Source organism: Pedobacter soli (genome assembly GCF_900101435.1).
Lineage (GTDB): Bacteria > Bacteroidota > Bacteroidia > Sphingobacteriales > Sphingobacteriaceae > Pedobacter > Pedobacter soli.
Genome location: NZ_FMZH01000003.1, coordinates 389,809 through 403,767, shown reverse-complemented (window position 1 = coordinate 403,767; position 13,959 = coordinate 389,809). Strand labels below are relative to the sequence as shown.

Below are 13,959 nucleotides of genomic sequence, written 5' to 3'. Positions count from 1 at the left end.
TATTATTGAACGGATACACCCATAATCATTTCCGAACCATCTTCTTCGTAAATGGTATTTCCTGCCGCTTTTTGCTCGTTTAAATACCGTTGCATAAATTTGCCGTAGGCTGTCATTTCTGCTATTGACACTGATGTATCCAAATATGATGGATCGACATTTAATACCTGAACCAACAGGCTTAGCTTTTTCCGGGTAAAAGTGCCTAAATATCCATCTAACCATCTTCCTGGTTTTTTTATGATATCATTTAAAAACCATCTGTATCTGATAAAACTTAATCTTTGTCCGGTTGTGGTATTAATTACCTTATCAACCATATCGGTAACAAAGTTTTCATTCGCCTCAAGCTTAAAAAACAGTGTAAAGTTTTGAGTCTGCAAATCAGCCGTTCTGTGAAATTTTATCTTAACTGTATCCTGAAGTTTGTTCTTTTTAATACTAAATGTTTGAGGTAGTGCATCAAAATGCTTTCCAGCTATTGCGGTCGAAACCGGGTCGATAATTAATTTATAAGTACGGTCTTCGCTGCTTAACGCTCCCGTTGTTTTAATAATCATATTTACAACCGAATCCGTACTTTTAGCCAACGAAAAAGACATTACTGTCGAATCTTTGATTACCTCACCTGTAAAAGCAGGTAATCTCCCTGCCTCGTTAAAATAGATGTTGTTTTTGCCACTGTAAGTTTCCAGGTTCTTTTTACAGGCGTTTGCCAATATCAATAGGAATAAACCTGCTACATAAAATTTAATTTTGTTCATGGAATTATTTTTGAGGTTAGCGATATTGACTTTCTGATAATGGTAAAGGAACTACAGGAACAATCGTAATATTGCCGCTTCCTGTTCCGTTTCCAACTGAGGTTACATTTCTACGCTTGTAGTAATAAAATAACTGGCCTTCTCCAAAAAATTCCTTTTGATATTCTTTTTGCAATTCTGTATTAACGTTAACAGTAGCAGCAAGATTAGTTAAGCCACGGTTAAAACGAACAATGTTAAGCTGGTTAATCCCATCTGCAGCTACCGGCTCGCACTCGGCTGCGATGTAATATATTTCGCTGATTTTCAAAAGCGGAATAGTAAACCTGAATGCCTTAGTTTTATCTACTACATCGGCATATTTGTAAAAAGTACGGAAACTCTTTATGCCCGTTGATGGTATTTGCCAGTTTAAATTATATCTATAGTCACTTTCGTTTGATTCGAAAACAGCACTTAACCTGGCAGCTGCCGGAGCTAAAATTTTAGGGTCAGATACTGCCGGATCAAATAAGTTTAGGTAGTTATTATATAGCTGTGTATTCATAATGCCTAAAATCATTTCTGTAGTGAATACCCGGTCAGGATTTACTTTTTCGCTCAGTGCATTTGTAGTTGTAGTCCATTTAAATTTATCTGCTTGTTGAATAACTACTTTAGCTGCTGCCAAAGCAGAAACTTTATCTCCCCTATACAAATAAGCACGTGCCTGTAAGCCCTTTACCGCATAATAATTTAAGCGATAGTTTCTGGCGTTATTTGCAAAGTCAACATCGCCATTTGCTACAGGTGGGTTAACACCAACAGTTGTAGTTATTATATCGTCTTTAAGTAATGTTTCAGCTTTCAGAAGGTCAGTTAAGACTTTCTGCATAGCCTGGTTAGCAGGCAGAAGCGGATTAATTTTTGACTGACTATTTTCATAATATGGAATAGATTGTTTAGTAGAATCGGCTGTGCTATATCTTGGTCCGTAAATACGTAACATATCGAAATGCAAAAGCGCTCTCATCGCAATGGCTTCACCTTTATAAAGCGACTCCGTTTTGGCGTCCAATACACCACTATATTTTTCTAAATTTTCTAAAAAGCTATTAATATTTAAAATATTGGAATATGCCTGAGTCCAGATAGCATCAAACTTTGTAATTGCCGGCTTATCTGCATAGGCATAAGATGCAATTTTGTATAAATCGTGAGTTGATGCGATATTATATCTCTGCGCTAAAATATCTAAAGTAGAAAGCGTAAGGTTTTCGCCATATAAATCTCCCTTAGATAAATTAATGTATAATCCATTTAAAGCGGTATTAATACCACTTTTGCTAGAAAAAACCTGCGTTTCTAAAACCTTGTCTTCGGGTTGAACATCAAGGAATTTTTTACATCCACCAAACAACAGAGACAATGCAACTGCTGTTACAAATAATTTTATGTTATTCTTTTTCATCTCTCTATGTTTAAAATGAAGCCCTGAAACTAAACGCTACTGTTCTGGCATAAGGATAGTTTATTCCCCGTTCGCGCCTAACTGTCGATGCAGTGAAAATATCGCTGGCTAATGCATTGATATTAAATGAACGCATGCCCAGTTTTCGCACCCATACATTATTATCGAAAGTGTAACCCAGATTGAAAGATTCCCCGGTTATTACATTTTCCTTTTGTACAAATCGCGAAGAAATTGGTGTTGTAGCGGTTTGAGAAATAGATTTAAACTGAGCTATATCACCAGGATTTTGCCACCTGTCATAAAGTGCTCTTCTATCCTGATTAAGTGTAATGCTAGAAAAACTAATATTTTCTACCTTTTCGAACAAAGCCCTATTAAATATATCTCCCCCGAGCTTATACCTCAGGTTAATACCCAAATTAAAACCTTTATACATTAAATTGGTAGTAAATACTCCTTCAACTGTAGGCGTTGTATTGCCTACCGGTAATATATTTGCAGCATTATAATCAAAAGAATACTGACCACTTGGCGTTAAAAATATTTCTCTGCCGGTTGCAGGATCAATACCTAAAGATTTAGCTGCCCAAATGGTTTCAGCACTATAACCATCCGTAAATCTTAACGTTGATTTATTTAACTCTTGTTGCTTATTTAATGAGTTTAAAGTATTTCCGAAGTCTGCATACTTACTTTTAAACATTGATCCAGTAAGACCAATCATTAATACAACCCTTTTGGCCGGGTTGTAAATCGGAGAGTAATTTAACTTTGCTTCTACTCCTTTATAGGTTAAAGTGCCTGCATTTAAAGGGTAACTGAATACTCCTGTTGAAGATGGAAGATCAACAGCAACAACCAGTGGATCCGTTTTTTTATTGTAAGCATTAATATAACCCGTAAATCTGCTGCTAAAAAGCATAAAATCTATTCCTCCACTAATCTGCGTAGTTTTTTGTGGAGCCAAATCAGGATTACCCAATGTAGTTAAGCCAATGCCCTGCCCAAATTGATTGTAGTTGCTGTTACTATTGTAATTGTAAACAGAAACGGAAGTTACATTACCATAATTTTGGTTACCCGTTACACCAATGTTTCCAAAAATCTTTAATCTGTTTATCCATGTCTTTCCTTTAAAAAAGTCTTCGTTATGAATATTCCAACCTAAACCAACAGAGTAGTATGGCGAAAACTGTTTGTTTCTTCCAAAAGCAGTAGAACCATCCAATCTGTACGATCCATCGACCAAAAATCGATTATCATAAGCATAATTTGCAGAAATAGTCCCGTTCAGGGTCCTGTAAACTCTGGATGAAGCACCAGGAGGGTTACTTATCGAATAACCATAGGCGAAACGTGGATTACCATTGCTTCCCTGTGGAAACCCCTCTAAAATCGTGTAATAGTCGCTGTTTTGGCTTTCGTTAACTGTTGCCCTGAAATTCGCATTCAGCGTATGCTTTTCAGCAATTACTTTATAATAGGTAAGCAATACATTTGCCTGATAAGACAAATTAGTACCGCTGCTATCCCTGTAAGTTCCTTTTCTTAATAAAGTAACATCTTCGAATTCGCTGCTTTCAGGTGCCCGAAATTTTTTTGCATTTGTATTCCCCTTTGTAATTTGAAGGGCTCCGTTTAACCTTAAATCTTTGGTTAAATCGTAGTTGATATTCAAATTATTCTGAACCTCTAAATTTTTGGTATTATCATACTGAGGAAGCGTAGCGTCATATAAGGGATTTCTAACTTTTATTTCTGTGCCGTTAGTTTGTCGCGTAACTTCCAAATATCGGTTTGTGTAATTCTTTTCGTAATATGGGTTGGCATTTACGTAATCAGCAAATGAACCATATGGAGAATTAAATGCTGAGTAACCCCGAATGTAAGTCACATTATTTACGTTCAATTTGTTTTTTCTGTAAGTAAGGTTAATGCTTCCGCTGTAGCTATCTCTTCCCGAACCTTTCATTGCACCTGTTTGAGTTTTATAATTCATACCCACACCGTAAGTAAAGGTATTATCACCACCTTGTACAAATACCGATGAGTTATTACTATAGCCGGTCTGTATCGGCTCGCTTAACCAATAGCTGTCAACTCCTTTTCTAACTGCTGCCAGATGCGAGTTATAAAGCTGATCTAAAAAAACTTGCTGAGTCGGGTTACCATCAGAGGTGGAATACCTGCCAGATAATCGCTCAAACTCAAGTTTTTCTGACGCATTCATCATATTGTATCCAGACAAATCCGGGTTTTCTACCCTGAAATCATTCGAATAGGTAAATTGAAGTTCACCGGGTTTTGGTCGTATGGTTTCAATAACAACTACCCCATTCGATGCTCGGGCGCCATACAAAGCGGTTGATGCCGCATCTTTTAGTATTGTAACCGATCCCACCCTGTTCATATCCAAATCCACAATGGTTTGTAAACTTGATTCAAAACCATCTAAAATAAATAAGGGTTGATTCGGATCTCCTCCAAACTGATCTCTTAAACTGGCACTCGGTACACTACTTTTACCCCTTACCTCAATAACAGGTAAAACATTTGGATTAGAACCCGCCAGATTATTTTCTATCAATAAGAAAGAAGGATCTAAAGTTCTTAAGCTTTGGATAATGTTATTATTTCCAACCATTTTAAGGGCATCACCGGAGAACGTTGCTGTACTTCCGGTAAAAGTATTTTTATTTCTATTAATACCTGTACCCGTAACAACAACCTCTTTATCAAGAGATATATTACTTTGTTTTAGCTCAACCGATAGTGAAAAGGTGCCCCCCTCTTTTACAAACCCTGTTACGATTTTTGATTCGTAGCCAATAAAATTAATGGTGAATTTGTATGGTCCGGACGCTAATCTGACGAAAGTAAATACCCCGTTTTTATCAGATGAGGTTGTAGTTCTTACCCCTGTTTGCACGTTTTGCGCAATAATGGTGGCTCCTACAATAGTTTCTTTGGCATCTTTCACAACTCCCTTAACTGCAGGTGTTTGTGCATAAGCCTTTACCCCAAGGTAAAGACAAAGCAGTAGCAGCAGGGCGCGTTTTGGAACGCTCCTTTTAGTAAAAATTTTAATCATGAAGTTAGTTTGTTTGGTTTAGTTGTACGCTGGTTTCTATTTAATCTTCTTTATCGTATATCCCACATCTGTTTTATCTACAGTCAGATTATTTAATGAACAAAGCATATCTAAGAAAGCATCAATGTCATCGCGTCCGAATTCATATTGCCCTGTAAATACCTTTTTATTAAGCTGATTTGTAGTATAATTTATTTTTATGTTCAGTTTAGTTTCGAGTGTATTAAAAACCTCTGATAGCGGTTCATTGTCAAAAACAATGGCTGCTTCGGTTACAATTGCCTTTCCAGAATCCAATGTCTCCAGTTTTTTAGGCGCCACAACATTAAACGGCTTAACGCTGGCTGCGTAAGTCTGCATATTTACCGTAAATACCTTTCCCGGTAATAAATACACGGTTTCTACCCCGGCCGATAAGAGCTTGTTTTGAGGCTTAACCACTACCTTTCCTTCAATTAACCGCACTTTAGTATATAAATCTTTTTTAAATGCGGTAATTTCAAAAACAGTACCCAAAGCTGTGGTTGCCAGGTTATTGGCAAAAACAGTAAAAGGTTTCGCTTTATCTTTATGCACCCTGAATAAAGCCTGGCCAATTAAATTAACATCCCTTTTTCCCTGATCAAAAGGAAAATAACTGACTTCACTTTTCGGATCCAGTTCAACTATGGTTCCATCAGGTAAAGTATAGGTTTGTTTTACTGCTGAAGTATTGGTAATAAACTTTTCAATCCTGGTAACGGGTTTTATCCGGTTGATAGCCGAATGGCTCGTATTTGTAATACGGTTACTCCCCAGTTTGTAAGCTACCAATCCTACCGTCGCAATTAATGCAATTGATGCCGCATAAGCCAGGTATCTGAAACGGATACGTCTGGTTTCCCGTTTATCGTGAATATGATCGATTACATTGACATAAATCCGGTCCGAAATTGTTGCATCAACCTTTTCTACAGGCTCAAAATGTTCCCATTCCTCGCTGTTTAAATAAATTTCGCGGTTGTTTTCATCAGCCAGGTACTCACTTACCATACGGGCTTCCGCGGCAGTACATTGGCCAGAAAAAAACTTCTCCACAAGTTTTTGGTTGATTTGCATAACTACATTACGTTTTTGAAAGCGCTTTACCCCTAGTGGAGTAAAAATATTTTAGATAATTTTTAAAAATAATGTGCTGAGGATTAAAAATCAGGTGAATTATTTCTTGATTATGGCCTCCATAATAACAGCCAGCGAAATAATAGAAGAAAAAGCAGCCCTAAGCTGTTTTAATGCCTGCGAAATGTGATTTTCTACAGTTTTTGGCGAAATAGAAAGCATTTCTGCTATCTCTTTGTACGAATAACCATCAACTTTACTCATTTTGAATACCTTTTTACGCACGGGAGCCATCTGTTCAATAGCTTGTTCAAGGGCATGAAGCATTTCAGGTTGTTCGGTATCTGTTTTTAAGGCAAAATCGTCTTCAACAACACTCAGGTGTTTTTTACTCACCGCTTCTTTTCTTAACTGATCGATTAAAATTGTTCCCGCTATTCTGAAAATCTGGGTAGAAAGATTGTACTCTGCCGATAAAGTCTCGCGTTTTTCCCATAAACGGATAAAAGTAAGCTGCACCACCTCTTCTGCCATATATGCTGAATTGGTTTTCTTCAGAATATAAGCATAAAGTTTTTGGTTGAACAAACTATAAACGGTTTGAAAAGTTTGTAAGCAACCCGACGCTAAATCAGCAACATGGTTCATTAGTTTGCTATCCTAACAAATATTAAAAAGGGATGATTTAATAGTTCTTTCGAGAGGTTGATAAACCAAAGATATTTTTTCATTAAGTAAATATCAACTTATAGTAAAATTTTTAACACATTTTCTTAAAAAAATTAACTCTGCGACGTTAAACAAACGTTTGTCTGATTTTAAGCTACATAATCGGTTTTAGTCCGTTTTGGCATTAAATTGAAAAATACGCCGCACATAACCAATTTGTAATAAACACGTTATGCTATGAGCAGATTTCTTTTAATTGATGCTAACAATTTTTACATTTACGGTGATATGGTGAGCAAAAACTACAACGACTTATTAAGAAAAATCGACGAATTTATCCGCAAATTTTATTTGAATAAGATTTTACGGGGTAGTATCTACGTTGCAGCCATTCTTTTAGGGCTTTACCTGCTCGTATTTTTAAGCCTTTATTATTTAAATCCAGGCGCTGGTTTTAAAACCTTCGTTTTCTTTGCCTACCTACTCACGGGTTTGTTGCTGATCGGTTTTCTAATCTTAAAACCGCTCCTGGCGATGCTAAAACTAGGTAAACATCTTTCTTTTGATGAAGCTTCAGTAATTATAGGCGATCATTTTGCCGATATTAAAGATAAACTGCTTAATACCCTTCAACTTCATCATCTTTCAGAAAAATCGTCCGAAAATAACCAACTGATCCTGGCCAGTATTGATCAAAAAATACTGGAGCTTAAACCTGTTCCTTTTTATACTGCGGTAAGCATAAATGATAACCGTAAATATTTAAAATATCTGTTCGTTCCACTTTCTATTATTCTTTTGATCGGTATTATTGCTCCGGCTATTTTACGCGATGGCACCAACAGTTTTTTTAAGTACGATGAATACATTGCACCCAAAGCACCTTTTGCATTTACAGTCCTAAATAAGAACCTCACAGTTACACAGGGTGATGATGTAATGCTAAATATTAAGCTAACCGGCGACCAATTGCCTGCCGAAGTTTATGTAGAAGATGGCAAAAACACCTACAAAGCCGAAAAAGAAGGCACTACCCGGTTTAATTATCCTATTAAAAATATACAAACCGATAAAAAACTGATTTTCAAAGGCGGTGGATTTAATTCTGCTGTATTTACCATTTCGGTTAAGCCACGTCCAGAATTGTTAAACGCCACAGCTACACTTACCTTCCCAGCCTATCTGGGTAAAAAAGCTGAAGTAATTTCAAATGTGGGCGATATGCTCCTACCTGAGGGAACAAAAGTAAACTGGAATTTCAAGACAGAAAAAAGTAGTGTGCTCCTGTTTATGCTGAACGGAGCAGAAAACACATTGAAAATTGAAGACGATGCTGCTGCTTTTAGTGCTACTATAAGAAATAATTCGAAATACAGCATTACGCCTAAAAATGATTTTGTAACCCTCCGCGATTCACTTTCACACCAGATTACGGTAATTAAAGATCAGGCTCCGGGTATTCGCGTAGAAGAGAAACCTGACTCGGTAAGTAACAAAGCACTGTACTTTAATGGTCAGGTAAGCGACGATTATGGTTTTAGCCGGCTCAGTTTCAAATACAACATTAAAGAAAACAACCGGATTGTAAGCACAGTAACTAAAAATATCCCAATAAAAAGTAATGCTACCGAAAATAGTTTCTTTTATTTCTGGGATATTAAAGCTGCAGCAGCCAAACCCGGGCAAGAAATTGAATATTACTTTGAAGTAGCTGATAACGATGGTGTTAATGGTGTTAAAATTACCCGTTCGGAGATCAAAACATTTAAACAGCCTACCAAAAAAGAAACTGCAGAACAGGTAAGTGCCAATAGCCAGGCCCTTAAACAAAAAATGCAATCGGCTATCCGTTTGGCCAATACCATCGAAAAGGAAAGTAAAAAGGTTGCCGAAAGTCTGATCGATAAAAAACAGATTTCGTTTGAAGACAAAAAACAGATTGAAGCCCTTTTGGATAAACAAAAGCAGCTTGATGCGGCCGTAAAAGAGATTAAAGAACAAAACGAGAAAAACATTCAGCAGCAGGAAGACCAGAAACAAACAGAAGAACTGCTTGAAAAGCAAAAACAAATTAAAGACCTGTTTGATAATGTTTTAGACGAAAAAACAAAAGAGCTTTTGCAGAAGCTGCAGAATCTGATTAACGAAAAAAATAAAGATCAGACCCAAAATGAGCTTTCAAAAATGCAGCTGGATAATAAAACGCTTAAAAATGAACTCGATAGGATTTTAGAACTCTATAAACAGCTTGAATTTGAGCAGCAGCTCCAAAACGATATTAACCGCTTAAACGAACTGGCAAAAGACCAAAAAGAGCTTGCTGATCAAACAAAAGATAAAAAACAGGATAACGAGAGCTTGAAGCAGAAACAGGATGCGCTGAACAAGGAAATGAAAGACCTGAAAGACGATCTGAAAAAGCTCGAAGAAAAAAATAAGTCACTGGAAAGACCTAATCCTTTTGAAAATCCGGAGAAAGATGTACAGGAAATCCAGAAAGAGCAACAAGACAGTAAAGATGCTTTAGATCAAAAAGATTCGAAAAATGCCAGCCAAAAACAACAAAAAGCAGCTGAGCAGATGGAAAAGCTATCGAAAAAAATGAGCGATATGCAGCAACAGGGAGAAGAGATGGAAAACAACCTGAATGCCAAAGAACTGCGCAGATTGCTTGAAAATCTCCTCAATAACTCTTTCGATCAGGAAAAAGTAATGCTGGCACTTAAAAAAATGACAGCTGCAGATCCCAGTTATACCAGTAATGTGCAGAAGCAACGCAGCATTAAAGATAACCTCAAAACCATTGCAGATAGCCTTTACAGCTTAAGTAAACGCGTTCCACAAATCGAATCGACTGTTAATGAGGAGATGAATAAGATTAACTTTAACCTGGATAAGAGCTTGGAAAGCCTGGGCGACAGAAGAACAGCCGAAGCCAACCGTTTTCAGCAGTTTACCATGACTTCTATCAATAATCTTAGCTTAATGCTGAGTGAAGCCCTTAACCAGTTGCAAAACATGCAGAAAAACAGCAAAGGTGGTGGTAGCGGCAAAAAACAAAAACAGGGCATGAAACAGCTTTCGCAAATGCAGGATCAACTGAATAAAAATATGCAGAAAGCAAGGGAGCAAATGCAGAAATCAGGAGGTAATCAGGGCACAGTAGGTAAAGGCCAAATGAGTCAGGAGTTTGGTAAAATGGCCCAGCAACAGCAAATGATCCGCCAGGCATTGGAAAAAATTAACCGGGAGGAAAACAAAGATGGCAAAGGTAAAATGGGCAACCTAAATGAAGCCATACAGGAAATGAAACAAACTGAAAGTGATCTGGTTAATAAACGTTTACAACAGGAAACTTTAAACCGCCAGAAAGAACTGCTTACCAAGCTATTGGAAGCCGAAAAAGCTGAACGCGATCAGGAAGAAGATTCGAAACGTGAAAGTAAAGCCGCTAAAGAATTTCCGCCTTCTTACCAGAAAATGCTTAAGGATTACCAGAAACAACAACAGAATGGTAATGATATGCTGCAGAAACTACCTCCTGCTTTAAATTACTATTATAAAAATAAAATAGCCGAGTATTTAAAATCGTTGAATTTGGTACAATAGCAACGAATACGTCACCATGATTCGATAGCTATCGGATTTATTTCAGGGTCTCTAAAACACGTTATTGCAAGGAGAAACAATAGCCTGCCCCCGCTTTTCGGGAAAGCCTGCCTGCTGCAGACAGAAAATTTTAAAATCTTAGTTACAACTAATCTCGCACTAAGATTGCCAGTCAAGCTGGGAATGACGATACCTTTAGGGGATTCCAAAACCTTTGTTCTTCCTAAAACGGACCTCCTATAAGACAATTTGTTTATATGCCCCACCTTCAAACGGGTATTGGAATATTTACTAAATTTGCAACCATAAAACACAAACATGGCTGCAATATCGTTTTTTACAGAATCAGTAACCTACAATCTCCCTCAAAAACTTAAAATCAAGAAGTGGCTTAAAACCAGTATCGAAAAAGAAGGTTTCAAATTGGGCGAACTTAATTTTATTTTCTGTAGTGACGAGTACTTGCTAGGCATTAACCAGCAATACCTGAATCATGATACTTATACAGATATCATTACTTTTGATAATTCTGAAGAAGAAAAGTTAATTGTAAGTGATATTTTCATCAGCATTGAACGGGTTAAAGAGAATGCCATTACTTTCAAAACCGATGCATTTGATGAAGTTTGCCGCATTATGATGCACGGAACCCTCCATTTATTGGGTTATAAAGACAAAGGAAAGGCAGCCAAAGCCCTTATGACCCAAAAAGAAGATGAACACTTAGGTTACAGAGCCGAGGCAGGTCTTATTTAAACCTGTCATTCTGAGTGCAACGAAGAACCTCTTATTTATCCACCCTTGTTTTCCATCGAAGATAACGGTCGGTTTCATATTTACCTTTCTTCCTAGATCCTTCGCAATACTTTCCCACCTTTCATCAGCGTTCGTCTAAAAGTTACGACCGTTCGTCGATAATTAATCTCTGCTGGTATAATACAGCTTATTCTGCTGCAACTTTTCTTGTTTACAACAGTCTTATACATAGAAATAGCAAGAAAAGTATCCATATCTATTCATGCTTTCCACATGATGATTTAAAGTTGATGCACGGATTATTTTCGAGGCACCACACAAGATAAAGTTTAGTTTTAGTTAATGATTGAAGCAGCGGTGGAGCGAGTCCGACCGCTGTTTTCTTTTACAAACGTATTATTCAGGTTTAAATCGCTCCTATGGCACAAGAGCAATACATCAATCTTCTGCCATTTTTAGCTGATACAGAACAGCTTTGAAACAATCAGTTCAACGTTCCAAATAATTTATACTTACCTTTGCACTAATTTTTCTTTATAAATCCGAAATACAAAAAAATTGAGCACATTAATTGCGGCAGAAGGCTTAGGGCATGGTTATCATGACGAATGGTTATTTAAAAATTTAACCTTGGGTATTAACTCCGGGCAGCGCGTGGCGTTGGTTGGTATTAATGGCGCAGGTAAGAGTACATTATTGAAATTACTTGCCGAAAGGTTCCCTCCGCTTGAAGGTAAAATTGTAAAAAATAAATCCGTTAAAATTGGATTCCTAGACCAGGAACCTCAGTTTACCGAGGGCTTTTCGATTAGCGATCACATCTTTTCGCTGGAGAATAAGCAGCAACAGCTCATTAAAGAGTACGAGGAATTAATTGAAAATCCGAATCCCGACGAAAAAACACTCAACCGTTTATACGAGGAATTAAGTGAACACAATGCCTGGGAATATGAGCATGAGATTAAAACTATCCTTAACCGGATGGGGATTACTCATCTTCAGCAAAAAATTTCTACCCTATCGGGTGGACAAAAGAAGCGTTTGGCTTTGGCTAAACTGTTAATTGAAGATCCGGAAATTTTAGTATTGGATGAGCCTACCAACCATTTGGATATAGATACCATTGAATGGTTAGAAAAACTTTTAACTACCGGGCAGAAAACCATTCTTCTGGTTACGCATGACAGGTACTTTTTAGATAATGTTTGCAATACCATTGTAGAATTAGACCGTGGTAAAATTTTCAACTATAACGGAAATTACGCCTACTTCTTAGAAAAGAAAGCCGAAAGAGAAGCGCTGGACGCAACGGTTTTACATAAGAACCAACAGCTATTAAAGAAAGAATTGGAGTGGATGAGACGCATGCCACAGGCGCGTGCAACGAAATCTCAGGCCAGGATCGATGCTTTTTACGAATTAGAAGAAAAAACTAAGAAAAAGACTGACAATCAGAATGTTACCCTAAAAATGAAGATGTCACGCCAGGGTGGCAAGATAATCGAGTTAGAACACATTAAACAAAGCTTTGATGGCCGGCCGATCATCAACGATTTCAGCTATACTTTCAAAAAAGGCGATCGTATTGGTTTAGCCGGCAAAAATGGAACAGGTAAATCGACACTTCTAAATATCATCACCAGCAATTTAAAACCAGAAGGTGGCAAGGTAGATACTGGAGAGACAACCGTGTTTGGCTATTATAAACAAGGTGGTTTAACTTTCGATCCAAAAGAACGTGTAATTGATATTGTAAAATCAGATGCCGAATATATTAAGATGGCTGATGGTTCTGTGATCACCGCTTCTGCCCTATTAACACTTTTTCTCTTCCCACCAAAGAAACAACATGGCATGGTTGAGAAATTAAGCGGTGGAGAAAAGAAACGTTTAAACCTGATGAAGGTATTAATGCAAAATCCAAATTTTCTGATTTTGGATGAGCCGACAAACGACTTAGACATTGATACCTTAAATGTATTGGAAGAATTTTTAGAAAACTTCCCAGGCATCCTGATGTTGGTTTCTCACGACAGGTACCTGCTCGACAAGATGAGTGACCAGCTCTTCATTATGGAAGGCGAAGGTGTTGTAAAAATTTACAATGGTAACTACTCAGAGTACAGGTTAAGCTTAGAACAACCTAAAGCAAAAGCTGAAACTAAAAAAGCACCGGAGCCTGTTGTAGAACAAACACCAGTTAAAGCAACAAAAAAATTAAGTTTCAAAGAGCAGAAAGAATTAGAAGATAGCGAAAAGGGAATGGAAGAAATGGAGAACAAAATAGCAGAGCTTACCCAAACCTTAAATAGCATTAATGCTTCCGATTACATTAAAATACAAGAAGTATCAGCAGAGATTGAAAAACTGCAAGCAAAGCTAGATGATTATACCATGCGCTGGCTTGAGCTTTCAGAATAAAATCAAAGCAATTCTATGCTGGTTTCCGCGTTATGTTTCACGTGGAACGTTGAAATAAAAAAGGAGAAAAATAAAATTTACTCCTATCCTTTTAAATA

General features: G+C 37.2%; 8 protein-coding genes. 3 read left to right on the top strand and 5 right to left on the bottom strand.

Features of this window, described 5'->3' with window-relative positions; translation table 11 throughout:
* Nucleotides 1-2 precede the first annotated feature (2 nt).
* The 5 genes from BLR37_RS09065 to BLR37_RS09045 all read right to left on the bottom strand — a co-directional run bounded on the left by BLR37_RS09065 (nucleotide 3) and on the right by BLR37_RS09045 (nucleotide 7,054).
* Nucleotides 3-764 (bottom strand): DUF4843 domain-containing protein, encoded by a 762-nt coding sequence (locus BLR37_RS09065; RefSeq protein WP_090767428.1) that lies wholly within the window; start codon nucleotides 762-764, stop codon nucleotides 3-5.
* 16 nt (nucleotides 765-780) lie between these two features.
* Nucleotides 781-2,214 (bottom strand): RagB/SusD family nutrient uptake outer membrane protein, encoded by a 1,434-nt coding sequence (locus BLR37_RS09060; protein WP_090767425.1) that lies wholly within the window; start codon nucleotides 2,212-2,214, stop codon nucleotides 781-783.
* 10 nt (nucleotides 2,215-2,224) lie between these two features.
* Nucleotides 2,225-5,308 carry a SusC/RagA family TonB-linked outer membrane protein gene (locus BLR37_RS09055; RefSeq protein ID WP_090767422.1) on the bottom strand — a complete coding sequence of 1,028 codons (3,084 nt, stop codon included), beginning with the start codon at nucleotides 5,306-5,308 and terminating at the stop codon, nucleotides 2,225-2,227.
* Between the two features lie 36 nt (nucleotides 5,309-5,344).
* Nucleotides 5,345-6,406, bottom strand: a complete 1,062-nt coding sequence (locus BLR37_RS09050; protein ID WP_090767420.1) for a FecR family protein — start codon at nucleotides 6,404-6,406, stop codon at nucleotides 5,345-5,347.
* A gap of 99 nt (nucleotides 6,407-6,505) precedes the next feature.
* Nucleotides 6,506-7,054, bottom strand: coding sequence for an RNA polymerase sigma factor (locus BLR37_RS09045; protein ID WP_090767417.1), 549 nt, complete (start codon nucleotides 7,052-7,054; stop codon nucleotides 6,506-6,508).
* A gap of 258 nt (nucleotides 7,055-7,312) precedes the next feature.
* Here BLR37_RS09045 and BLR37_RS09040 point away from each other — a divergent pair, with 258 nt between their 5' ends.
* The 3 genes from BLR37_RS09040 to BLR37_RS09025 all read left to right on the top strand — a co-directional run bounded on the left by BLR37_RS09040 (nucleotide 7,313) and on the right by BLR37_RS09025 (nucleotide 13,861).
* Nucleotides 7,313-10,684: a DUF4175 family protein gene (locus tag BLR37_RS09040; protein WP_244154627.1), complete on the top strand. Its 3,372-nt coding sequence runs from the start codon at nucleotides 7,313-7,315 to the stop codon at nucleotides 10,682-10,684.
* Nucleotides 10,685-11,002: 318 nt separating this feature from the next.
* A complete protein-coding gene (gene ybeY, locus BLR37_RS09030) occupies nucleotides 11,003-11,440 on the top strand; it encodes an rRNA maturation RNase YbeY (RefSeq protein ID WP_090767411.1) in 438 nt (145 codons plus the stop codon).
* Nucleotides 11,441-11,998: 558 nt separating this feature from the next.
* Nucleotides 11,999-13,861, top strand: a complete 1,863-nt coding sequence (locus BLR37_RS09025; RefSeq protein WP_090767406.1) for an ABC-F family ATP-binding cassette domain-containing protein — start codon at nucleotides 11,999-12,001, stop codon at nucleotides 13,859-13,861.
* Nucleotides 13,862-13,959: the final 98 nt, after the last annotated feature.

Excerpts from the sequence above, each read along its gene's own strand:
- BLR37_RS09060 (WP_090767425.1), bottom strand. The coding sequence starts at position 2,214 with ATGAAAAAGAATAACATAAAATTATTTGTAACAGCAGTTGCATTGTCT.
- BLR37_RS09050 (WP_090767420.1), bottom strand. The coding sequence starts at position 6,406 with ATGCAAATCAACCAAAAACTTGTGGAGAAGTTTTTTTCTGGCCAATGT.
- ybeY (WP_090767411.1), top strand. The coding sequence starts at position 11,003 with ATGGCTGCAATATCGTTTTTTACAGAATCAGTAACCTACAATCTCCCT.
- BLR37_RS09040 (WP_244154627.1), top strand. The coding sequence starts at position 7,313 with ATGAGCAGATTTCTTTTAATTGATGCTAACAATTTTTACATTTACGGT.
- BLR37_RS09045 (WP_090767417.1), bottom strand. The coding sequence starts at position 7,054 with ATGAACCATGTTGCTGATTTAGCGTCGGGTTGCTTACAAACTTTTCAA.
- BLR37_RS09055 (WP_090767422.1), bottom strand. The coding sequence starts at position 5,308 with ATGATTAAAATTTTTACTAAAAGGAGCGTTCCAAAACGCGCCCTGCTG.
- BLR37_RS09065 (WP_090767428.1), bottom strand. The coding sequence starts at position 764 with ATGAACAAAATTAAATTTTATGTAGCAGGTTTATTCCTATTGATATTG.